The following is a 22044-nucleotide window of genomic DNA, read 5'->3' on the forward strand; positions in this document are numbered from 1 at the left end:
GCACCGCGCGCTCCCCCGAGGACCACGAGGACCACGAGGACCTGCCATGACACAAGCAATCCTGCGGGAGATCATCGCCTACGCGAACCGGGCCGACCCGTACCCGCTGTACGAGGAGCTCCGCAAGACCCCGGTGTCCCACGACGCGGACGGCCCGTACGTGGTGAGCACGTACTACGAGATCCAGAGCCTGCTGCACGATCCGCGCATCAGCTCCGACTCCCGCAACCTGAAGTCGGCGGCCGACGATCCGCTGGCCCCGGACGACGCGGGGGAAGCGGCCCTGCCGCCGTCGTTCCTCAAGCTCGACCCGCCGGACCACGACCGGCTGCGGCGGATGACGAACCGCCCGTTCGGCCCGCCGCACGCCCCGCACCGGGTCCACGACATGCGCGGCGAGCTCGCCGGCCTCGTCTCCGGGCTGGTGGACGGGATCGTCGAGACCGGTACGCCGGACCGGATCGACCTGGTCGACCAGTTCGCGTACCCGTTCCCCGTGTCGGTCATCTGCCGGCTGCTGGGGGTGCCCCACGAGGACGAGCCGCGCTTCCACGTCTGGGCGGAGGCCATCGCGGCGGGGCTGGACCCGGACCCGGACGCCGATCCGGCGGACCGGCAGAAGGGCACGGGCGGCGCCCGGATGGAACTGGGCATGTACCTGGCGGGGCTGATCGAGGAGCGCCGCAAGAACCCGGGCCAGGACATGCTGTCGCAGCTGGCGACGGCGGACGGCCCGGACGGCGCGATGACCACGATGGAGGTGCTGAGCACCTCGGCGCTGCTGCTCATCGCCGGCCACGAGACCACGGTCAACCTCATCACCAACGGGATGCTGACCCTGCTGAGGCACCCGGACGTCCTGGCCCGGCTGCGCGACGACGCGGGCCTGGCGGTGCCGATCGTCGAGGAACTGCTGCGCTACGAGCCGCCGGTGCAGCTGCTGCCGCAGCGCACCACCCTCGCCGACATCGAGGTCGCCGGGGTCACCATCCCCGAGGGCGCGTCCCTGTGGCTGATCCTGGCCTCCGGCAACCGCGACCCGCAGCGCTTCGAGAACCCGGACCGCTTCGACCCGGACCGCCGGGACATCCAGCACCTGGGCCTGGGCAGCGGCATCCACAGCTGCTTCGGCGCGCCGCTGGCCCGGCTGGAGGCGCAGCTGGCCCTGAGCGAGCTGGCCCGCCGGCTGGAGAACCCGCGGCTGCTGGAGGACCCGCCCCCGTACCGCCAGAACGCGGTCCTGCGCGGCCCGCGCCACCTCCACGTCGCCTGCGACGGCATCCGCCCCTAGCCCGTCCTGGCCTCCCTAGGGCGTGTCCGGCGCCTCGGCCGCCAGGACGACCACCTCGGCCGGGGCGAAGGCCACGTGGACCCGGTCCCCCGCGGCGGGGGCGGCGGCCAGAGCGCACTCCGCCTCCAGCGCGGGCCCGGCCTCGGGCCGCAGCCGCAGCGCGACGTGCGTGCCGCGGAAGGTGCGGGATTCCACGACGGCGGCGAGCCCGTCCCGCACCAGGTGCACCCCGGCCGGGCGGACGAGGAGCTGGCGCTCGCCCTCCGACGAGCCCTCCGGGACGGGCACCGTGCCCCACGGGGTGGCGGCGGCGCCGGCCGACACCGTCGCCGGGACCACGTTCTCGAAGCCGAGGAAGCGGGCCACGAACCGGTCGGCCGGGCGCTGCCACACCTCCAGCGGGGTGCCGGCCTGCGCGATCCGGCCGTCCCGCATCACGATCACCCGGTCGGCCAGCGCGAAGGCCTCGCCCTGGTCGTGCGTGACGGCCAGGACGGTGGTGCCCAGCCGGGAGAACAGCTCCCGCAGTTCCACCACGAGCCGCTCCCGCAGCCCCCGGTCCAGCTGTCCCAGCGGTTCGTCGAGCATGAGCAGCCGCGGGGAGGGGGCCAGCGCCCGGGCCAGGGCCACGCGCTGCTGTTCGCCGCCCGACAGGGAGGCCACGGCCCGGCCCTGTGCGCCGGGGAGTCCGACGAGGTCGAGCAGCTCGGCGACCCGGGGCCGGTACGCGGTGCGCGCCGATCCCCGCATCCGCAGTCCGAAGGCGACGTTCCCTCCGACGTCCCGGTGGGGGAAGAGCTGGTGGTCCTGGAACATCAGGCCGACGCCGCGCCGGTGCACGGGCACCGCGGCCTGGTCGGCCCCGTCGAGCAGCACCCGGCCTGCGGAGACCGGCTGGAGGCCCGCGACGACCCGCAGCAGGGTGGACTTGCCGCTGCCGCTGGGCCCCAGGACGCAGACGGTCTCGTGCGCGGCGACCGCCAGGTCGACGCGGTCCACGACCGCGCGGCCGCCGAAGCGGACCGACACCCCGTCCAGCTGAAGCAGGGTCATCTCAGAACTCTCCGGAGGTCTTGTCGGGGCGCAGCCGCTCCAGCAACAGCAGGGACACCGCGCACACCAGCATCAGGATCGTGCTCAGGGCCATGGCCTGGCCGTAGGTGAGCTCGCCGGCCCGGCCCAGCAGCCGGGCCACGGCCACCGGCAGCGTCGGCTCGTCCGGCCGTGCGATGAACACGGTCGCGCCGAACTCCCCGAGCGAGACGGCGAAGGCGAATCCGGCGGCGATCAGCAGCGCCCGCCGCACCAGCGGCAGGTCCACCTCCCGCCAGGCCCGCCACGGGGACGCGCCGAGCACCGCGGCCGCCTCCCGCAGCCGCCCGTCGACGGCCCGCAGCACCGGCAGCATGGTGCGGACGACGAACGGCACGCCGACCAGGGCCTGCGCCAGCGGCACCAGGATCCACGAGGTCCGCAGGTCCAGCGGCGGCCGGTCCAGGGTGATCAGGAAGCCGAAGCCGACGGTCACGGCGGACACGCCGAGCGGCAGCATCAGCAGCGCGTCGAAGCCGCGTACCAGCCGCCCGGCGCGCCGGGTCAGCGCCGCGGCCGCGAGCCCTCCGACGGCCAGGGCGATGGCGGTGGCGGCGAGGGCGTAGCGCAGGGAGTTGCCGATGGCCTCGATGGGCGGCACCAGGAAGGTGCCGCCGCCGGCGCCCGCGTCCTGCAGGGCCCGGTAGAAGCCGAGGCCGTACCCGCCGGGGGCGTCGAAGGACCGCTCGACCAGCACCCCGAGCGGCAGGACGATCAGCAGCGCCACGCTCAGCAGCACCCCGGCGAGCAGGCCGCGCTGGGCCCGGCCGCGCGGGGGCCGGGCGGTCTGCGCGGGGTCGACGAGCCGCAGCGCGCCCTCGCGCCGGCGGACGGTCCGGGCGTGCACGGCGAGGACCATCCCGACGGCGGCGAACTGCACCAGGGTCAGCACGGCGGCGGTGGGCAGGTCCAGGAGCTGCGCGGTCTGCCGGTAGACCTCCACCTCCAGGGTGGAGTACGCGGGACCGCCGAGGATCTGTACGACGCCGAAGGAGGTGAAGGTGAACAGGAAGACCATCAGCGCGGCCGCGGCCACCGCCGGGGCCAGCGCGGGCAGCGTCACCCGCCGCCAGGCGGTGAACCGTCCGGCGCCGAGCACCCGGGCGGCCTCCTCCTGGCGCGGGTCGAGCTGGGCCCACAGTCCGCCGACGGTCCGCACGACGACGGCGTAGTTGAAGAAGACGTGCGCGAGCAGGATCGCCCACACGGTGGTGTCCAGCCGCACGCCCCACAGCTCGTCCAACAGGCCGCCCCGGCCGACGAGCGCCAGGAAGGCGGTGCCGACCACGACGGTCGGCAGCACGAAGGGGACGGTCACCACGGCCCGCAGCAGCTGCTTGCCGGGGAACGCGAAGCGGGCGAAGACGTACGCGCCGGGGAGCGCGATCAGCAGGGTGAGGGCGGTGGAGGCGAGCGCCTGCCAGGTGGTGAACCACAGCACGCCGGCGATGTCGGGCCGGGCCAGGACCTCGGCGACGCGGCCGAACTGCCAGCCGGTGTCGGTCTTGAGACCGCGTCCCACGATCGCGGCGACGGGGTAGGCGAAGAAGAGCCCGAAGAAGGCGAGGGGCACCGCCATCAGGGCGAGCCGCACCGCCGTGGGCCGCCCGGCCCCGCGCCGGGGGGCGCCGGGGCCCGGCGCGGCGCCCGGCGGCGCCGCGTCCGGACCCGTGGGGGTGCCTACTTCACGACGGTCGAGGACCATGCCTTGACCCACTGCTCACGGTTCTTGGCGATGGCGTCCGGAGCGACGGTCTCCGGCTTGTCGACGACCACGCCGTGCTTGGTGAAGAGCTCCGGCAGGACGGCGTCCTTCGTCACCGGGTTCACGAACATCTGGAGCGGCATGTCCTCCTGGAACTTCTTGCCGATCAGGAAGTCCAGCAGGGCCTTGCCGCCCGCCTCGTTCCCGGCGCCCTTGAGCAGGCCCGCGAACTCGACCTGGCGGAAGCAGGTGCCGGTGGCGACGCCCGTGGGGGCCTCGGCCGGCTGCGGGTCCGCGTACAGCACCTCGACCGGCGGGCTGGAGGCGTAGGAGACGACCAGCGGCCGGTCGCCCTTGGCCTTCCTGCCGCCTGCGGAGCCGGAGAACCGCTCGTTGTAGGCCTGCTCCCAGCCGTCGACGACCTCGACGCCGTTGGCCTTGAGCTTGCTCCAGTAGTCCTTCCATCCGTCCTCGCCGAACTTGCCGACGGAGGCGAGGAGGAAGCCGAGGCCGGGCGAGGACGTCGCGGCGTTCTCGGTGACCAGCAGGTTCCTGTACTCGGGCTTGACGAGGTCGTCCAGCGTCTGCGGCGGGGCGAGCTTCTTGTCGGCGAAGTACTGCTTGTCGTAGTTGACGCAGATGTCGCCGGAGTCGACCGGGGTGACCCGGTGCTCCTTGTCGAGCACGTACTCCGGCTTCACCTCGGCCAGGCCCTTGGCCTCGTACGGGGTGAAGATGCCGTTGTCGAGCGCGCGGGAGAGGAGGGTGTTGTCCACGCCGAAGAAGACGTCGCCGCGCGGCGAGCCCTTCGTGAGGATCTCCTGGTTGAGGGCGGCGCCCGCGTCCCCGGACTTGAGGACCTTCACGGTGTAGCCGCTCTGCTGCTCGAACTCCTTGAGGACCGAGTCGGTCACGTTGAAGGAGTCGTGCGAGACGAGGGTGACGGTCTTGGACTTCGGGGCGTCGGCTGCGCCGCCCGCGGACGCGTCCTTCGTACCGCCGCCGCAGGCGCTGAGCGTGGTGGCGCCGAGCGCGGCCGCGAGCGCGACGCCCGCGATCTTCCTGGTGGTGCTCACTGGTGAATTCCTCCTGGGATGACCAGGAGAAGACGCGGCCCTGCCCTGATTCCGCTCGGGACGAGCGGAATCAGGGCAGGGCGCAACAGCTTGAGTGGTGACCGAACTTCCTACCCCGAATGACCGGGGCAAGGTTCAGAGGGTCTGCGGTGGCGACCGCACTCTCAGCGCTGTGGCGCTCCCCTGTCGGAATATATGAAGTTGGTTCGGCCACAGCGTACCCCGTGGCCGAATGTGACCGTCTCGAACCGGACGGTCAGCGCTCCGACGCGGCGAGCTGGCCGCACGCGCCGTCGATCTCCTGACCGCGGGTGTCCCGTACGGTCACGGGCACGCCGTGCCGGGCGATGGCCTCCACGAAGGCCTTCTCGTCCTCGGGCCGCGAGGCGGTCCACTTCGAGCCCGGGGTCGGGTTCAGCGGGATCAGGTTGACGTGGACGCGCTTGCCCTTGAGCAGCTTGCCCAGCAGGTCACCGCGCCAGGCCTGGTCGTTGATGTCGCGGATCAGGGCGTACTCGATGGAGATCCGGCGGCCGGACTTCTCCGCGTACTCCCACGCCGCGCCGAGGACCTCGCGCACGTTCCAGCGGGTGTTCACCGGGACCAGCGTGTCGCGCAGCTCGTCGTCGGGCGCGTGCAGGGAGACGGCCAGCCGGCACTTGAAGCCCTCGTCGGCGAAGCGCAGCATGGCCGGGACCAGGCCCACGGTGGAGACGGTGATGCCGCGCTGCGACAGGCCCAGGCCGTCGGGCTCCGGGTCGGTGAGCCGGCGGATGGCGCCGACCACCCGGTTGTAGTTGGCCAGCGGCTCGCCCATGCCCATGAAGACGATGTTCGACAGCCGGGCCGGCCCGCCGGGGACCTCGCCGTCGCGCAGTGCGCGCATGCCGTCGACGATCTGGTGCACGATCTCGGCGGTGGACAGGTTCCGGTCCAGCCCGGCCTGGCCGGTGGCGCAGAACGGGCAGTTCATGCCGCAGCCGGCCTGCGAGGAGATGCACATGGTGACCCGGTCCGGGTAGCGCATCAGCACGGACTCGACGAGCGTGCCGTCGTGCAGCTTCCACAGGGTCTTGCGGGTGGTGTCGTCGTCGCACGAGATGTGCCGCAGCACGTTCATCAGGTCCGGCAGCAGTTCCTGGCGGAGCTTCTCCCGGGAGGCCGCCGGGATGTCCGTCCACTCGGCCGGGTCGTGGGCGTACCGCGCGAAGTAGTGCTGCGAGAGCTGCTTGGCCCGGAACGGCTTCTCGCCGATCGCGGCGACCGCCTCGCGGCGCTCGGCCGGGGTCATGTCGGCGAGGTGCCGGGGCGGCTTCTTGACCCCGCGAGGGGCGACGAAGGTGAGCTCTCCCGGAACGGGGCGGGCCATGGCAGGTACTCCTTGTAAGACGAAAGGCGCGCCGCAGAAGCAGCGCGCCCTTCAAGGGTAACCGCCCGGCCGGTGTCAGCCCGTGCCGACGAAGGCCGCCAGCAGCAGCCAGACCACCGGCGCGGTCGGCAGCAGCGAGTCGAGCCGGTCCATGATGCCGCCGTGGCCCGGCAGCAGGGTGCCCATGTCCTTGATGCCCAGGTCCCGCTTGATCATCGACTCGCCGAGGTCGCCGAGCGTGGCACTGACGGCCACGGCCAGGCCCAGCAGCAGCCCCTGCCACCAGGCGCCGCCGTCGATCAGGAACTCCATGCACAGCGCACCCGCGGCCATCGCGAAGGCCACCGCCCCCAGCAGTCCCTCGCGGGTCTTGCCGGGACTGATGCGCGGGGCCAGCTTGGTCTTGCCGAAGCGCCAGCCGACCGCGTACGCCCCCGTGTCGCTGACCACGGTCAGCAGCAGGAAGGTGATCACCCGCTGCGGCCCGTCGTCGGCGGTGAGCAGCAGCGCGACGAAGGTGGCCAGGAAGGGGACGTAGAAGGCGGCGAAGACGCCCGCCGTGACGTCCTTCAGGTAGTCCTCGGGCGGTTCGGTCATCCGCCAGACCAGCACGGCGAGCGCGGTCAGCGCCATGGCCACCCAGGCGCCCTCGGCCCCCCGGACGTACCCCGCGATGATCATGGCCGCGCCGCCGACGGCGAGCGGGACGAGCGGGGCCTTGATGCCCTTCTTCTCCTGGAGCCGGGAGGTGAGCTCCCACAGGCCCACCACGACCGCGACGACGACGACGCCGACGAAGACGGCCTTGACGATCAGCAGCGAGGCGAAGATCACCGCACCGAGGCCGACGCCCACCCCTATGGCGGCGCGCAGGTCGCGCCCCGCGCGCTTCTTCGGCGGCGGGGGCGGGACGTCCTGCGGCTGCGGGGCATGCGGGGGCGGGGGGCTGGGCATGGGCTCCTGCGGCGGCGTCTCGGCGCGGAAGGGGGGGCCGCCGGCCGCGGCGGCCCCCCGATCGCGTGCTTCCCGGTCGTCGAAGTCACGGCCGGCGGCATCGGGCACGATGGGCATGGGCCGAGTGTGCGGGCCCGCCTGCGCATCGTATGCGGGACCCGCCGGAACCGGCTCCGGCTGCCAGGAAGAGTCGTTCATCAGACTTCGAGGAGCTCGGCTTCCTTGTGCTTGAGCAGCTCGTCCACCTGCGCGACGTACTTCGCGGTGGTGTCGTCGAGCTCCTTCTCCGCGCGGCGCACCTCGTCCTCGCCGGCCTCCTTGTCCTTGACCAGCTTGTCGAGGGCGTCCTTGGCCTTGCGGCGGACGGAACGCAGGGAGATCTTGGAGTCCTCGGCCTTGGTCCGCGCGACCTTGATGTACTCCTTGCGGCGGTCCTGCGTCAGCTCGGGGAAGGTCACCCGGATGATGCTGCCGTCGTTGCTCGGGTTGACACCCAGGTCGGAGTCGCGGATGGCCTGCTCGATGTTGCGCAGGGCGCTCTTGTCGAACGGGGTCACGATCGCCATGCGCGGCTCGGGCACCGAGAACGAGGCGAGCTGGTTGATGGGCGTGATGGCGCCGTAGTAGTCGGCCACGATCTTGTTGAACATCGCCGGGTGCGCACGACCGGTGCGAATCGCGGCGAAGTCCTCCTTGGCGACGACGACGGCCTTTTCCATCTTCTCCTCGGCCTCGAGGAGGATCTCTTCGGTCACCACGTGCTCCTGCATGTCAGATATGGATGGGTTCGGGCGGGCTGGGCGGGCCGGGCGGACGGAGCCCGCCGGGCCGGGTCCGGCGGCGGACTGCTCAGGTCCGGGTTCCCTGGTCGCTGACGAGCGTGCCGATCTTCTCACCCTTGACGGCGCGGGCGATGTTGCCCTCGGCCAGCAGCTCGAAGACGAGGATGGGCAGCTTGTTGTCGCGGCACAGCGTGATGGCGGTGGCATCGGCGACCTTGAGGTCGCGCGAGAGCACCTCGCTGTATTCGAGCGCGTCGAACTTCACCGCGTCCGGGTTCTTCTTCGGGTCGGAGTCGTAGACGCCGTCGACACCGTTCTTGCCCATCAGCAGGGCCTCGGCGTCGATTTCCAGGGCGCGCTGGGCGGCCGTGGTGTCGGTGGAGAAGTACGGCATGCCCATGCCGGCGCCGAAGATCACGACGCGGCCCTTCTCCAGGTGCCGCACGGCACGCAGCGGGATGTACGGCTCCGCGACCTGCCCCATCGTGATGGCGGTCTGCACGCGGGAGTCGATGCCCTCCTTCTCCAGGAAGTCCTGGAGGGCGAGGCAGTTCATGACGGTGCCGAGCATGCCCATGTAGTCGGACCGGGCCCGGTCCATACCGCGCTGCTGGAGCTCGGCCCCGCGGAAGAAGTTGCCGCCGCCGATCACGATGGCGATCTCCGCGCCGTCGCGGACCACCGCGGCGATCTCACGCGCGATGGCGTGGACGACGTCGGGGTCGACGCCCAGTCCTCCGCCGCCGGAGAAGGCCTCGCCGGACAGCTTCAGCATGAAGCGGCGGCCCTTCTTGTCCTGGTCGCTCTTGTCGTCGGATGCGGTGTGGGGGTCCACGCCCTGATTCATGGAGATCTCCTCGTGCACATACGAAGAAGGCCATTGCCGGTGGGTCCTCGCGGTTCCCTCTACGGCAATGGCCTCCTCGTCAGATCTGCGGTCGCCCTGCGCGAGCGCGGACGACTGCCTCAGACCCTACCGGGGTCCGGTGTCCGTCGCGTACGGACGGACTCAGATGCCGACCTTGATGCGCGAGAAGCGCTTCAGGGTGACACCGGCCTCGTCCAGGACCTTCTGGACGGACTTCTTGTTGTCCAGCGCGTACGGCTGGCCGAGGAGGGTGGCCTCCTTGAAGAAGCCGTTGACGCGACCCTCGACGATCTTGGAGATGGCAGCCTCGGGCTTGCCCTCCGCGCGGGTGACCTCTTCGGCGATGCGGCGCTCGGACTCGACCTTCTCGGCCGGGACGTCCTCGGCGGACAGCCACTGCGGGGCGAACGCGGCGATGTGCTGCGCGACGCCGCGGGCGACCTCGGCGTTCTCCTTGTCGAGCTCGACCAGGACACCGATCTGGAACGGCAGGTCGGGCATCGTGCGGTGCATGTACGCCGCGACGTAACCGCCGGAGAACTGCGCGAAGCGGTCCAGGACGATCTTCTCGCCGAGGTTGGCGTTGGCCTCGTCCACGAACGCCTGGACGGTCTTGCCGGCCTCGATCTCGGACGCGAGCAGCGCCTCGATGTCGGCGGGGGAGGTCGCGGCGACGTGCGCGGCCAGCTGGTTGGCGACGGCCAGGAACTTGTCGCCCTTGGCGACGAAGTCCGTCTCGCACTTCAGCTCGACGAGGACACCGGAGGTGTTGTCGTCGGCGATGAGGGAGACGACGGCACCGTTCTCGGCAGAACGGCCCTCGCGCTTGGCGACGCCCTTCTGACCCTTGATACGGAGCGCTTCCATGGCCTTGTCGACGTCACCGTCGGAGTCCACGAGCGCGTTCTTGCAGTCCATCATGCCGGCGCCGGTGAGCTCGCGGAGCTTCTTGACGTCAGCGGCGGTGTAGTTCGCCATGAGTCTGTGATTCTCTCTCGAAGTCGTAGATCTACGGGTGAACGGCGGAGGCGCCGCGCTTGTGGCGCGGCTCCCCCGCCGTCATCGTCCGTGCTGCGAGTGCCCGGCGCGTGAACGCCGGACGCTCTCAGTGGGTCAGGCCTGCTCGGCGTCGGCGGCCGGGGCCTCGGCGACCTCGGCGTCGGCGGCCGGAGCCTCGACAGCCTCGGCGGCCGGGGTCTCGGCGGCGGGGGTCTCGGCAGCGGCCTCGGCCGGAGCGGCCTCGGCGTCGTCGGCCTTCTTGTCGCCCTCGAGCAGGTCGCGCTCCCACTCGGCGAGCGGCTCGGCGGCGGCCTTCTCGCCCGGCTTCGAGTCGCCGGTCGCAGCGCCGGAGCGGGCGATGAGGCCCTCGGCGACGGCGTCGGCGATCACGCGGGTGAGCAGGGTGACGGAGCGGATCGCGTCGTCGTTGCCCGGGATCTTGTAGTCGACCTCGTCGGGGTCGCAGTTGGTGTCGAGGATCGCGACGACCGGGATGTGGAGCTTGCGCGCCTCACCGACGGCGATGTGCTCCTTCTTGGTGTCGACGATCCAGACGGCGCTGGGGACCTTCGACATCTCGCGGATACCACCGAGGGTCTTCTCCAGCTTGATCTTCTCGCGGGAGAGGACCAGGAGCTCCTTCTTGGTGAGACCCGAGGCGGCGACGTCCTCGAAGTCGATCGCCTCAAGCTCCTTCAGGCGCTGGAGGCGCTTGTAGACGGTCGAGAAGTTGGTGAGCATGCCACCGAGCCAACGCTGGTTGACGTACGGCATGCCGACGCGCGTCGCCTGCTCGGCGATGGCCTCCTGGGCCTGCTTCTTGGTACCGACGAACATGATGGAGCCGCCGTGCGCGACGGTCTCCTTCACGAACTCGTAGGCGCGGTCGATGTACGACAGCGACTGGAGCAGGTCGATGATGTAGATGCCGTTGCGCTCCGTGAAGATGAAGCGCTTCATCTTCGGGTTCCAGCGGCGGGTCTGGTGACCGAAGTGGACGCCGCTTTCCAGCAGCTCCCGCATCGTTACGACGGCCATGGCCATCTCCTTGTTTTCTCGGTTTGGTTCCTGACGCCCCGCCGCGTCCTGCCCCCGGAAAGGGGACCGAGAGACGCTGTCACCAGGCCGTTTCGGGCTGGTACTGGGGCGTGCGAAGTCGACCCGGTGACCCGGATCGCCACAAGAAGTGTACGGGACCCGGCGGTATGCCGGGTGACGCCGTTGTCCACAGGCCGGGCCCCGTCCACAACCCCGAGCAGGCCCGTCGTCCGCCCGGGACCCTGGTCCCCATGACGACCCTGCTGCTCTCCGCGCTCCTGCTCTTGGCCCAGGCCGCCCTCCCCGCGATCCGCCCGCTGCCCCCGCCCCTCGCGGTGGTCCGCTGGTGGGACCCGCCCCCGACCCCGTACGCCGCCGGCCACCGCGGCGTGGACCTGGCGGCTCCGGTGGGCGCCGAGCTGCGCGCGGTCGGCCCCGGCCGCGTCCACCACGCGGGCCCCGTCGCCGGCCGCGGGGTCCTGTCGCTGACCCTCCCGAACGGCCTGCGCACCACCTACGAGCCGGTCCGCCCGCTGGTCGCGGAGGGCGAGGAGGTCATCGCGGGCCAGGTGGTGGCCGTCCTCACCGAGGGCTCCCACTGCGCGGAGCCGTGCCTCCACTGGGGCCTGCTGTCGGACGGCGGCGGCTACCGCAACCCGCTCGCCCTCCTCCCCCGCCCGACCCCGCGCCTGCTACCCGGGGCGAACGCCCCGAACCCGATGAACGCAACCGGCGGGACCGGCGGAACCGGCGGGGCGGCCTCGACGGACTGGGCGGATTGAACCAAAGAGGCGAGGCGGGAGGGGGGTGGAGGGAGGGGGAGGGGGTGGGGGTGGGGGTGGGGGTGGGGGTGGGGGCGGGGGTGAAGTGGGGCAGGTGAGGGTCTCAGCCCCGGACGCCGCGCAGCGCCATCGCGACCGCCGCGGCCGTCACCACGGCCGGGTCTTCGGCCGCGCCGAGTTCGATGCGCCGTACCGCAGCGTCGACCACGCCTTGGAGCAGCATCGCCGCGAGCCGCGGTTCGGACTGCCCGAGTGCGGCGAGGGCCTCGACGATCATCGCGACGAGCCCGCCGTGGGCCGCGCGGATCTTCTCCCGCGCCCCGGCGTCGAGCTCGCTGGCCGAGATCGCCACCACGGCCCGGTGCCGCCGGTCGCCGACCAGTCCCAGCTGGCTGCGCACGTAGGCCTCGATCTTCTCCTCGGGCGTCTCGGCGCGTTCCATCGCCCCCTCGATCTCGGCGGCCCACACCGGGAAGTCCACGGCGCACAGTTCCTCGACCACCGCGGCGCGGGAGCGGAAGTACTCGTACACGGAGGACCGGGCGAGGCCGGTCCGCTCGGCGAGGGCGGGGAAGGTCAGGGCTTCCGTCCCGCCTTCGGACAGCAGGGAACGCGCGGCGTCCAAGAGGGCGCCGCGCTGCATCGACCGGTGCTCGGCCACGGAGGCCGCTCGAATCCTGGGCACGCGTCCACTCTACGGAGGTACCGCAAGCTCACCGCCCCACATCCGCCAGCTTCGCCCGCAGTTGCAGCACCGACTTGGTGTGGATCTGGCTGACCCGGCTCTCGGTCACGCCCAGCACGTTGCCGATCTCGGCCAGGGTGAGGCCCTCGTAGTAGTAGAGGGTCACGACCGTCTTCTCCCGCTCGGGGAGGGTGTTGATGGCGCGGGCCAGGAGCCGCCGCAGTTCGCGGTCCTCCGCCACTTCGACGGGGTCGTCGGCGGCGGTGTCCTCCAGGGTGTCCATGAGCGAGAGGCGGTCGCCGCCCTCGCCTCCGGCGTGCAGCAGCTCCTCCAGGGCGACCACGTTGGCCAGGGACAGCTGGCTGAAGACCGCGTGGAGGTCCTCCACCGCGATGCCCATTTCGCCCGCGACCTCGCTCTCCGTCGGGGTGCGGCGGAGCTGGGCCTCCAGCGTGGCGTAGGCGCGCTCGACGGCGCGCGCCTTCTGGCGGACCGAGCGGGGGATCCAGTCCAGCGCGCGCAGCTCGTCGATCATCGCGCCGCGGATGCGGGTGATCGCGTAGGTCTCGAACTTGATCGACCGCTCGATGTCGAACTTCTCGATGGCGTCGATCAGCCCGAAGACGCCCGAGGAGACGAAGTCGGCCTGCTCGACGTTGGGTGGCAGGCCGACGCTGACGCGTCCGGCCACGTATTTCACCAGCGGCGAGTAGTGCAGGATCAGCTGCTCCCGCAGCCGCTCGTCGCCGGAGTCCTTGTACGAGCGCCACAGCACCTCCAGGGACGAGGGTGCGGTGGACCGCACGCTGCCGCGGGCAGCGGGGGGCACCGCAGCGCGGTCAGACCCTGAGGTGTGCTGGGGCATGCTTCGCCTTTGCCGGAGCGGGATTCCTTGGGAGCGTAGCGTGACGGAAGTGTCGCGGTGCGCGAAGAGTACGGGATCGCGCGGGGCCGCAGAGTCGCCCGGGACCGCGTGGGCGACCCGGGACCGGCGCTCGGCGCACGGTCCCGGAGACCGCCACCGGGAAGACCGCGTCTCTCATCGGTTTCACTCTTTCACCGGAACGCCCCAGGTCAACGACCGCCTCGCCGAACGGTCCCGGTTTGCGTGCCTGTTGCCGGTGGATGTCTGATCAACTGCCAGCCGTCGCCCTGCCGTTCGACGAACCCCAGAGAGTGAAGTTCGTACAGTCTGCCGATGACGTCGTCTGCGCTGGTGCCGGAGGCAAGTGCCAGCTCGTCGGCGTCCGCGGTGCGGCCCGCCGGGAGGGCTTCGAGCACCCGGGCCGTCTCGGGGTCGAGGTGGTCGCGGGCCAGGACCGGTCCGCGCCGTTCGGGAGCCAGTTCGCCGATGGCGCCGACCAGCTCCACGATCTCGGCCGCGTCGGTGACCAGTACGGCCTCGCCGCGCAGCAGTTCGTGGACTCCGGCCGACAGTCCGCTGGTGGCGGGGCCGGGGACGCCCATGGTGGACCGGCCGAGCTCGCGGGCCCGCCGGGCGGTGACGAGGGAGCCGCTGCGGTGGGCGGCCTCCACCACGACGGTGCCCCGGGTGAGGGCGGCGATGACCCGGTTGCGCAGGACGAACCGGGTGGGGGTGGGGTGGCTGCCGGGCGGCAGCTCCCCGATGACCAGGCCTTGGCGGGCGATGCGGCCGAGGAGCTCGGCGTGGCCCCGGGGGTAGGAGACGTCGACGCCGCAGGCCAGCACCGCCGCGGTGGCGCCGCCGGAGGCCAGGGCCCCGCGGTGGGCGGCGCCGTCGATGCCGTAGGCCGCGCCGGAGACCACGACCCAGCCGTGCTCGGCGAGTCCGGTGGCCAGGACCTGCGCCATGTGCGCTCCGTACGGGGTGCAGGCTCGGGCTCCGACCACGGCGACCGAGCGCAGGGCCCAGGTCCGCAGGTGGGGCCGGCCCCGCAGCCACAGCCCGATGGGGCGGGCGTCGCCGAGGTCGTCGAGCTGGGTCGGCCACTCCGCCGAGCCGGGGCAGACGAACCGCGCTCCCGAGGCGGCGGCCCGCTCCAGGTCCTGCCGGGGGTCGGCGAGCTCGGCCCGTCTGCGGTATCCGGCGAGCCGCTGCGGCCGTACTCCGGTGAGCGCGGAGCTCTGCGGCTCCGGGCCGGTCAGCAGGCGGAGCAGGGTCACGGCGCCGTGTTCCCGCAGCCAGCGCCCGCCGTGCTCCTCGCCCGGTTCCAGCACCCGGGTGAGGGCGGCCCGCGCCAGCAGTTCCGCGTCCTCCTCCGACGGCGGCGCGGGGGCCTCGGGCGGGGCGGCGGTCATGAGGGGGCTCCCGGTACCAGGGCGGCCCCGCGTGCGATGCCGGTCCGCAGTTCCAGGGCGACGGCCACGTCCGGTGCCTCGGGGCGGTCCCGGCCCCGGAGGTCGGCGACGGTCCAGGCGACCCGCAGTACCCGGTCCAGCCCGCGTGCGGTGAGCAGTCCGCGCTCCAGGTCCCGTTCGGCCTGGGCCAACGCTCCGGGCGCCGTCTGCCAGCGGGTGCGCAACTCCTGTCCGGGTACTTCGGAGTTGATCCGCCAGGGGGTGTCGGCGAGGCGGACGGCGGCGCGTTCCCTGGCCGCCCGGACGCGGTCCGCGACCGCGGCGGTGGGCTCGCCGCGGCCGCCTTGGCGGAGCAGGTCGGAGCGGGTGACGGGCTCGACCTCCACGCGCAGGTCCACCCGGTCGAGCAGCGGCCCGGACAGCCGGGCCTGGTAGCGGCGGATCACCGAGGCCGGGCATTCGCATCCCGTGCCGTGCAGGGTGTGCCGGCCGCAGGGACAGGGGTTGGCGGCGAGCACCATCAGGAACCGGGCGGGCAGTCTGACGACCCCGGCGGCCCGGGCGATGACGACGTGCCCGGATTCGAGGGGCTGGCGCAGCGCGTCGAGGGCGCGGCCGTGGAATTCCGGGGCCTCGTCCAGGAAGAGCACTCCGCGGTGGGCCAGGGAGACCGCGCCCGGCCGCGGGACCCCGCTCCCGCCGCCCACCAGGGACTGCATGGTGGCGGAGTGGTGGGGCGCGCAGTAGGGCGGCCGGGTGACGAGCGGTTCGCCGGGCGGGAGGATCCCGGCGACCGAGTGGACGGCGGTGACCTCCACGGAGTCCTGTCGGGTGAGGGGCGGCAGGATCCAGGGCAGCCGTTCGGCCAGCATGGTCTTGCCGGCTCCGGGGGGTCCGTTGAGGAAGAGGTGGTGGCCTCCGGCGGCGGCCACCTCCAGTGCGCGGCGTGCGCCGTGCTGGCCGGCCACGTCAGCGAGGTCGGGGTGGTCGGCGCAGTCGGCCTGCCCGGTGCGGCCGGGTGCGATCCCGGTGCCGAGCCCGGCGCCGGGCAGCACCAGCCCGGCCAGCATCGGGTCCGGCCGGCCGGGCGGTTCGGGCCGCTCCTCCTCGGGGACCGGCGCACCCGTGAGGACGGCGATCAGCTGGCGCAGGCTGCGGACGCCGAGCACCGCGACGTCGGGCACGAGCGCGGCCTCGGCGGCGCACTGCTGCGGTACGACGACCTGCCGGTAGCCGGCCTCCGCGGCGGCGAGGACCGCGGGGAGGATCCCCCGGACCGGGCGGACGCGGCCGTCCAGACCGAGTTCTCCGATGAGGACGAGGTCGGCGATGGCGCCGGGGTCGACGATCTCGGCGGCGCCCAGGACGGCGGCCGCCACGGCGAGGTCGAAGCCGGCGCCGGACTTGGGTACGGAGGCCGGGCTGAGGCCGACCGTCAGCTTCTTCTGCGGCCAGGCCGCTCCCGAGTTGGCGATGGCGGCGCGCACCCGGTCGCGGCTCTCGATCAGGGTCTTGTCGGGCAGCCCGACCAGGGTGAAGGCGGCGACCCCGGGCTCCAGGTCGGCCTGGACCTCGACCACCACGCCGTCGACGCCGACCAGGGCCACCGAGCAGGCGCGGGCGAACCCCATCAGGCCACCCCCCGGGCGTGTTCCACCAGGGGGGCGCCGCGGCGGGGCAGCACGATCCCGACGAGGTCGATGCGGACCCCGCCGGGAGGGGGTCCGCCGTGGTCGGCGAGCCAGCGCAGGGCCAGAGCGCGCAGCCGCTCGGCCTTGCCGGGGCGCACCGCGGCCATGGGGTGTTCGAACGCCCCCGCCCGGCGGGTCTTGACCTCGCAGACGACGAGGGCGTCCCCGTCGCGCGCGACGATGTCGATCTCCCCGCCGCGGCACCGCCAGTTCCGTGCGATGACGGTCATCCCGGCTTCGGTGAGCCGGCGTGCCGCGAGGTCCTCGCCGTACCGCCCCAATGCCTGTCGTGCCACGTCTTTCGTGTCCATTCGGCACCACCTCCGGTACCGACGATCCCGCTCCCCCGCCCACCCTGTGGATCTTGGTGGACAACCACCGCGTTGTGGACAACCCCACCACCCGTTCGAGTGAAAACGGGCTGGTACATACGCACGGGCCGAGCACAACGGACGCCGGGAGGGCGGGTGAGCGGGAGGGCGGGAGGGCAGTAAAGACGGGAGGACGGGACCACAGGACGGCGGGTCACACGACGGCGCGCGGCCGGGCGTCGGCTGGTCAGCTGCTCGGCAGCTCCAGGTCGCTCTTGTTGAGCTCCTCGATGTTCACGTCCTTGAACGTGAGCACCCGCACCTGCTTCACGAACCGGGCCGGCCGGTACATGTCCCAGACCCACGCGTCGGCCATCGAGACCTCGAAGAAGACCTCCCCCTGGACCGAGTGCACCTGCATCTCGTAGTCGTTGGTGAGGTAGAAACGGCGTTCGGTCTCGATCACGTACTTGAACAGCCCGACGACGTCGCGGTACTCCCGATAGAGCTTCAGCTCCATCTCGGTCTCGTACTTTTCGAGGTCCTCGGCACTCATGGCATGTTCCCCTTCAGCCGTGCGTCCCCCTATTGTGCGCCAGGCCCCCGCGCCCCTAAACGATTTCCGGGGGCAGGACCACCGGCACACCCGGAGGACCGTCGTCGAGCAGCGTACGGAGCAGCCCGGCGAGTCTGGTCGGGTACACCGTCTCACGGGCCGAGAGAAGTTCCTCGGAGGTCCACCACCTCGCTCCGGCGACGCTGCGCCGTTCCAGCTCGGTGAGGCCGCTCATCTCGGTCTCCGTGCGCGTGGTGCGGGCCAGGAAGTACCACTCGTCCTGCTCCCAGCGCCGCCCGTCGAAGGGGAAGGAGCAGTACCGGCGCCACAGCACCGGCCCCAGTTCGACCTCTGTGATCCCCGTCTCCTCGGCGAGTTCCCGCAGTGCGGCCTGCTCCCGGCTCTCGCCGCCCTCCAGGCCTCCGCCGGGGGTGAACCACCAGGTGTCGGCGGGATCGGCCGGTTCGAAGCCGTGGAGCAGCAGGATCCGGTCCGCCGGGTCCAGCAGGACCAGGCGCGACACCCTCCGCGCCGCGGCCGCGGTCTCCGCCACCGCTCCCGCGTCCGGCCCCGCCACCGCCCCCTCGTCCGCACACCTCGCAAGCCCCCCGTCCGGTGCGGGCGCCCCCGGCACCGGTTCAGCGGGCACCGGCCGGCTCCCTGCGCCGCCCGCGCCCCAGGACCCGCGCGAGGGGCCCGTACGCGGCTCCGAGGACGACCAGCAGGGCTCCGGCCGCCACCGCGGCCAGCTGGAGGCGCAGCGGCCCGGGCCGCGAGACCCCGCCGGGCAGGTCCGCGTAGGTCCGGGGGCGTTCCAGCATCCCCGCGGAGGGCCAGGCCCGGGCGTCGACGCGGGCGCTCACGGCGGACCTCGGTACGGTCCCCTGCCCGGCTTCCTGGAGGTGGGCGCGGGAGTCGAGCGAGGCACCGCGCCGGTCGCCCAGCAGGAAGAGGTTGCCCTCGGGCACCGTGACCTCGAAGGGGGTGCCGGGCGCGGCGGGCTGGCCGGGCGGCATGGCGAGTCCCGATTCGGGTGCGGCGTCGTCGATGTACGGCTCGTCGAGGGTGACGCCGTTGACCGTCAGCGCGCCGTCGGCGCCGGTCTTGACGGTGTCGCCGCCGATGCCGACGACCCGCTTGACCATGGGGAGGTCGCTCCACGCGGAGTCGTTGAAGATGATCACGTCTCCGCGACGGACCTCACCGCCGTCGATGCGCTGCGCCAGTACCCGGTCGCCCGGGAGGACGGTGGGCATCATCGAGTCGGTCGGGACGGTGTAGGGCTGGTACACCAGCGCCCCCCACACGAACCCGCCGAGGAAGAGCGCGAAGCCGACGGCCACGGCGATCCCCGACAGCGTGTTGCCGAGAGCGCCGCGGCCGTCCCTGCCACCGCGTATTGCGTCCGTTCCGCCCATTGCAGCGCCCCCACACGTCGGAGATCGTCGACCTGGGCGGCACCCTACCGGGCGGTACGCCCGCTGGTCAGCCTCCGTCGGCGCCACATGACCAGCGGGACCGCGCCCGCGAGGCCGAGCGCGGCCGGGCCGAGACCGACCGGGGCCAGCCCGGACGCGCCGAGACCGAGGGCGGTGGCCGCCTTCTGGTTGTCGATGCCGGGCTGGTCGAAGGTGTCCGGAACCGGCAGGGTGGCCCAGCGGTTGATCGGCCACGCGACGACGACGGCCCGCCCGACGACGTCCTTGACCGGGACGAACCCCTGGGTGGAGTCCTGCATGTGGTAGCGGGAGTCCTGGGAGTTCTGGCGGTGGTCGCCCATCACCCAGAGCTTGCCCTTGGGCACGGTGATCGGGCCGAACGGCGCGTCGTCGCACGGGGTGTTGCCCGGGAAGATGTACGGCTCGTCCAGCTCCTTGCCGTTGACGACGACCGGTCCCCCCTTCTTGCACTCGACCGTGTCCCCGCCGATGGCGATGGTCCGCTTGATCAGGTCCTTCTCCTCGGCGGACGGCATGAGGCCGATCCAGCTGAGGGCCTTCTGCGCGATGTTCGGCTCCGGAGTGGGCTCTCCGGAGAGCCAGTTCGCGGGGTCGTGGAAGACCACGACCTCACCGCGCTCGGGCTCGGAGCCGAACCACGGGGTCAGCTTGTCCACCAGCACCCGGTCGCCGCGCTGCAGGGTGTTCTGCATCGAGTCGGACGGGATCGAGAACGCCTGCACCAGGAAGGTCTTGATCAGCAGGGCCAGCAGCAGGGCGATGCCGATGAGGAGCGGGAGCTCCTTCCAGAACGAACGGTGGTGCGGGGGCTCCTCGGCCGCCTCGTCCCCGGCCGTGCTCCCTACGGCGTCGTCCGGCCGCTCGTCGCCCTCGTCGCGTCCGGATCGTGCGCCTACCGCCACATCCCCCACATCCACTCCCTCACTCGCGATCGCCGCCCGCGCCGAACCGGACACGGGCCCTCCCCTCCCCTAACGAGCGGGAGTTCCCTAAGGCGCGGGAGACCGAGGACACACTATGCGAACGTCAGGTCACGTCGGCGCCCGCGACGGCGCCGTCCGGTCCGCCGGGCCCGATCGGGCACCGTGCGGAAGGTCGCGGGCTGTTCCAGCCGGCTCCAGTGCCCGTACGGCCAGGCGATCACCACGGCCTCGCCGACGACCCCGTTCACGTCGATGGTCCCCTCGAAGGCCTCGTCGAGGTGGTAGCGGGAGTCGGCCGAATTGGCCCGGTGGTCCCCCATGACGAAGAGCCGCCCGGCGGGCACCCGGACCTCGAAGCGGATCTCGGAGGGGGCGTTGCCGGCGTTCACGTACGGCTCATCGAGCGGCGCGCCGTTGACGGTGACCCGGCCGCGGGCGTCGCAGCACGCGACGGTGTCTCCGCCGACCCCGATGACCCGCTTGATCAGGTCCTGCTCGTCCGCCGAGGGCAGCAGGCCGATGAAGGTCAGCGTCTCCTTGACCTGCTTGACGCCGACCGGGTCCGGCGCGGGCCGGGCCTCGCCCCGGAGCCAGCCGCCCGGGTCCTTGAACACGACGACGTCACCGCGCTCGACCTGGGAGCCGAACCACGGGGTCAGTTTGTCCACCAGCACCCGGTCGCCGATGCGGATGGTCTGCTCCATCGAGCCCGACGGGATGAAGAACGCCTGGACGAGGAAGGTCTTGAGCACGAGGGCGATGCAGAGCGCCACGGCCACCAGCAGCGGCAGTTCGCCGACCCGGCGGGTGCGGCGGCGCCGGCGGACCCGGCGCGCCAGCCGGCGCCGCTCGGCCCGGCCGCCCTCGACCACCGGCTCCTCGGCCTGCCCGGACGCCCGCTCGGGCGCGCGCTCGGACCAAGGCGCCCGCTCGGGTTCACGCGCGCGCTCGGACCAAGGCGCCCGCTCGGGCTCCGGGTCCCGCTCGGGCTCGGGGTCCCGCTCGGGCTCCGGCGGCCGGCCGGATCTCGGCCGCCCCCGGCTACCCACGGCTCCCGCCCGGTGAACCCCAGCGCGACACCGGCCAGCCGATCCGGTCGGCCCGCCCGATCACCTTGTCCACCGGCACCATCCCCCCGCCCGGCTCGCCCAGGTGGTCCCGCGAGTCCCGGGAGTGGGACCGGTGGTCGCCCATCACCCACAGGGTCCCAAGGGGCACGACGATGCGGAAGGGCACCCTTGAGGGCGCGTCGCCGGGGAACAGGTACGGCTCGTCCAGCGGGACCCCGTTGACCGCGATCCGGCCGCCGGCGTCGCAGCACACCACGTCGTCGCCGCCGACGCCCACGACCCGCTTCACGAAGTCCGTGTCCGAGGGCTCGGCGAGGCCGAGCGCGGACGCCGCCCCGTGCAGCACCTCGCCGACGGGATTGCCCTCGGGCCGCTCCTGCACGAAGGACCCGGTGCCGTCGAAGACCACCACGTCCCCGCGGCGCGGCAGGTCGCCGAACCGGTACGCCAGCTTGTTCACCAGCACCCGGTCCCCGACCTTCAGGGTCGGCTCCATCGAGCGGCTGGGGATCAGGAAGGGCTGCACCACGAAGTTGCTGAGCAGCAGCAGGAAGACGGTGCAGATCACGCCGAGCACCCCGGCCCGGCGCCAGGTGAGCTGCCGCGGCCGGCCCGCCCGTCCGGCCCGGGACAACGCGAAGCGCGACCGCCCCTCCCCCGGTCCGGGGGAAGAGTGGCCGCGCTGCGTGTGAGGTGCTTCGGTGTCCATCGGGGGCGAGCCTATCCGGCCCGCCCCGGACCCCGAAGGGGACCTCAGTTGTCGCGCTTCTCCTTGATCTTCGCGGCCTTGCCGCGGAGCTCACGGAGGTAGTACAGCTTGGCGCGGCGCACGTCACCGCGGGTGACGAGCTCGATCTTCTCGAAGATCGGGGAGTGGACCGGGAAGGTGCGCTCCACGCCGACGCTGAAGGAGACCTTGCGGACCGTGAAGGTCTCGGAGACACCGGCGCCCTGGCGGCGGATGACGACGCCCTTGAACTGCTGGATACGGGAGCGGTTGCCCTCGATCACGCGGACGTGGACGTTGACGGTGTCACCGGGGCGGAAGGCCGGGACGTCCGAGCGGAGCGCGGCGGCGTTGACGCCATCGAGCAGGTGAGACATGTTCTTCG

23 protein-coding genes are annotated in these 22044 nt (G+C 72.4%); 2 read left to right on the forward strand and 21 right to left on the reverse strand.

Annotated elements, in window-relative coordinates; genetic code table 11:
• The first annotated feature begins 46 nt into the window (after positions 1 to 46).
• Positions 47 to 1291: a cytochrome P450 gene (locus tag CP968_RS09570; RefSeq protein ID WP_150517603.1), complete on the forward strand. Its 1245-nt coding sequence runs from the start codon at positions 47 to 49 to the stop codon at positions 1289 to 1291.
• A gap of 15 nt (positions 1292 to 1306) precedes the next feature.
• Here CP968_RS09570 and CP968_RS09575 read toward each other — a convergent pair whose 3' ends face one another.
• The 9 genes from CP968_RS09575 to rpsB all read right to left on the reverse strand — a co-directional run bounded on the left by CP968_RS09575 (position 1307) and on the right by rpsB (position 11174).
• Complete coding sequence (locus CP968_RS09575) at positions 1307 to 2344, reverse strand: ABC transporter ATP-binding protein (protein WP_150517604.1); 1038 nt, start codon at positions 2342 to 2344, stop codon at positions 1307 to 1309.
• 1 nt (position 2345) lies between these two features.
• Positions 2346 to 3962 carry an ABC transporter permease gene (locus CP968_RS09580; RefSeq protein ID WP_150521829.1) on the reverse strand — a complete coding sequence of 539 codons (1617 nt, stop codon included), beginning with the start codon at positions 3960 to 3962 and terminating at the stop codon, positions 2346 to 2348.
• 101 nt (positions 3963 to 4063) lie between these two features.
• Entirely contained in the window at positions 4064 to 5164 is a 1101-nt protein-coding gene (locus CP968_RS09585) for a thiamine ABC transporter substrate-binding protein (RefSeq protein ID WP_150517605.1), read from the reverse strand.
• 256 nt (positions 5165 to 5420) lie between these two features.
• Positions 5421 to 6533 (reverse strand): dual-specificity RNA methyltransferase RlmN, encoded by a 1113-nt coding sequence (gene rlmN / locus CP968_RS09590; RefSeq protein WP_150517606.1) that lies wholly within the window; start codon positions 6531 to 6533, stop codon positions 5421 to 5423.
• A 75-nt stretch (positions 6534 to 6608) separates the two neighbouring features.
• On the reverse strand, positions 6609 to 7685 hold the full coding sequence (locus tag CP968_RS09595; protein ID WP_150517607.1) for a phosphatidate cytidylyltransferase: 1077 nt from the start codon (positions 7683 to 7685) through the stop codon (positions 6609 to 6611).
• The gene (gene frr / locus CP968_RS09600) at positions 7685 to 8242 is read right to left on the reverse strand and encodes a ribosome recycling factor (RefSeq protein ID WP_150517608.1); all 558 of its coding nucleotides are present in this window, start codon (positions 8240 to 8242) and stop codon (positions 7685 to 7687) included. Before frr ends, CP968_RS09595 begins: the two co-directional genes overlap by 1 nt.
• A gap of 94 nt (positions 8243 to 8336) precedes the next feature.
• Complete coding sequence (gene pyrH, locus CP968_RS09605; protein WP_150517609.1) at positions 8337 to 9116, reverse strand: UMP kinase; 780 nt, start codon at positions 9114 to 9116, stop codon at positions 8337 to 8339.
• 162 nt (positions 9117 to 9278) lie between these two features.
• Positions 9279 to 10115 (reverse strand): translation elongation factor Ts, encoded by an 837-nt coding sequence (gene tsf / locus CP968_RS09610; RefSeq protein ID WP_150517610.1) that lies wholly within the window; start codon positions 10113 to 10115, stop codon positions 9279 to 9281.
• A gap of 135 nt (positions 10116 to 10250) precedes the next feature.
• Positions 10251 to 11174 carry a 30S ribosomal protein S2 gene (gene rpsB, locus CP968_RS09615; protein WP_150517611.1) on the reverse strand — a complete coding sequence of 308 codons (924 nt, stop codon included), beginning with the start codon at positions 11172 to 11174 and terminating at the stop codon, positions 10251 to 10253.
• 251 nt (positions 11175 to 11425) lie between these two features.
• Here rpsB and CP968_RS09620 point away from each other — a divergent pair, with 251 nt between their 5' ends.
• Positions 11426 to 11956, forward strand: coding sequence for a M23 family metallopeptidase (locus CP968_RS09620; RefSeq protein ID WP_150517612.1), 531 nt, complete (start codon positions 11426 to 11428; stop codon positions 11954 to 11956).
• A gap of 103 nt (positions 11957 to 12059) precedes the next feature.
• Here the strand turns inward: CP968_RS09620 and CP968_RS09630 are convergent, their stop codons facing one another.
• From CP968_RS09630 to rplS, 12 genes are all read right to left on the reverse strand, one after another.
• Positions 12060 to 12617, reverse strand: coding sequence for a TetR/AcrR family transcriptional regulator (locus tag CP968_RS09630; RefSeq protein ID WP_150521830.1), 558 nt, complete (start codon positions 12615 to 12617; stop codon positions 12060 to 12062).
• Positions 12618 to 12669: 52 nt separating this feature from the next.
• A complete protein-coding gene (gene whiG / locus CP968_RS09635) occupies positions 12670 to 13506 on the reverse strand; it encodes an RNA polymerase sigma factor WhiG (protein WP_150517613.1) in 837 nt (278 codons plus the stop codon).
• Between the two features lie 209 nt (positions 13507 to 13715).
• The gene (dprA, locus tag CP968_RS09640) at positions 13716 to 14921 is read right to left on the reverse strand and encodes a DNA-processing protein DprA (protein WP_150517614.1); all 1206 of its coding nucleotides are present in this window, start codon (positions 14919 to 14921) and stop codon (positions 13716 to 13718) included.
• On the reverse strand, positions 14918 to 16552 hold the full coding sequence (locus tag CP968_RS09645; RefSeq protein WP_150517615.1) for a YifB family Mg chelatase-like AAA ATPase: 1635 nt from the start codon (positions 16550 to 16552) through the stop codon (positions 14918 to 14920). Before CP968_RS09645 ends, dprA begins: the two co-directional genes overlap by 4 nt.
• Positions 16552 to 16923 carry a YraN family protein gene (locus CP968_RS09650; protein WP_150517616.1) on the reverse strand — a complete coding sequence of 124 codons (372 nt, stop codon included), beginning with the start codon at positions 16921 to 16923 and terminating at the stop codon, positions 16552 to 16554. The genes CP968_RS09645 and CP968_RS09650 overlap by 1 nt, the downstream gene beginning before the upstream one ends.
• A 247-nt stretch (positions 16924 to 17170) precedes the next feature.
• Positions 17171 to 17479, reverse strand: a complete 309-nt coding sequence (locus CP968_RS09655; RefSeq protein ID WP_055510545.1) for a DUF2469 domain-containing protein — start codon at positions 17477 to 17479, stop codon at positions 17171 to 17173.
• 55 nt (positions 17480 to 17534) lie between these two features.
• Positions 17535 to 18032 carry an NUDIX hydrolase gene (locus CP968_RS09660; protein ID WP_244330572.1) on the reverse strand — a complete coding sequence of 166 codons (498 nt, stop codon included), beginning with the start codon at positions 18030 to 18032 and terminating at the stop codon, positions 17535 to 17537.
• An 85-nt stretch (positions 18033 to 18117) separates the two neighbouring features.
• The gene (gene lepB, locus CP968_RS09665) at positions 18118 to 18897 is read right to left on the reverse strand and encodes a signal peptidase I (RefSeq protein ID WP_150517617.1); all 780 of its coding nucleotides are present in this window, start codon (positions 18895 to 18897) and stop codon (positions 18118 to 18120) included.
• A gap of 44 nt (positions 18898 to 18941) precedes the next feature.
• The gene (lepB, locus tag CP968_RS09670; RefSeq protein WP_150521832.1) at positions 18942 to 19841 is read right to left on the reverse strand and encodes a signal peptidase I; all 900 of its coding nucleotides are present in this window, start codon (positions 19839 to 19841) and stop codon (positions 18942 to 18944) included.
• A gap of 113 nt (positions 19842 to 19954) precedes the next feature.
• Positions 19955 to 20911 (reverse strand): signal peptidase I, encoded by a 957-nt coding sequence (gene lepB, locus CP968_RS09675; protein ID WP_150517618.1) that lies wholly within the window; start codon positions 20909 to 20911, stop codon positions 19955 to 19957.
• Positions 20904 to 21641, reverse strand: a complete 738-nt coding sequence (lepB, locus tag CP968_RS09680; RefSeq protein WP_150517619.1) for a signal peptidase I — start codon at positions 21639 to 21641, stop codon at positions 20904 to 20906. The genes lepB (CP968_RS09675) and lepB (CP968_RS09680) overlap by 8 nt, the downstream gene beginning before the upstream one ends.
• 44 nt (positions 21642 to 21685) lie before the next feature.
• Positions 21686 to 22036 (reverse strand): 50S ribosomal protein L19, encoded by a 351-nt coding sequence (gene rplS / locus CP968_RS09685; protein WP_031144161.1) that lies wholly within the window; start codon positions 22034 to 22036, stop codon positions 21686 to 21688.
• Between the last annotated feature and the right edge of the window lie 8 nt (positions 22037 to 22044).

The organism is Streptomyces subrutilus, from assembly GCF_008704535.1.
Lineage (GTDB): Bacteria > Actinomycetota > Actinomycetes > Streptomycetales > Streptomycetaceae > Streptomyces > Streptomyces subrutilus.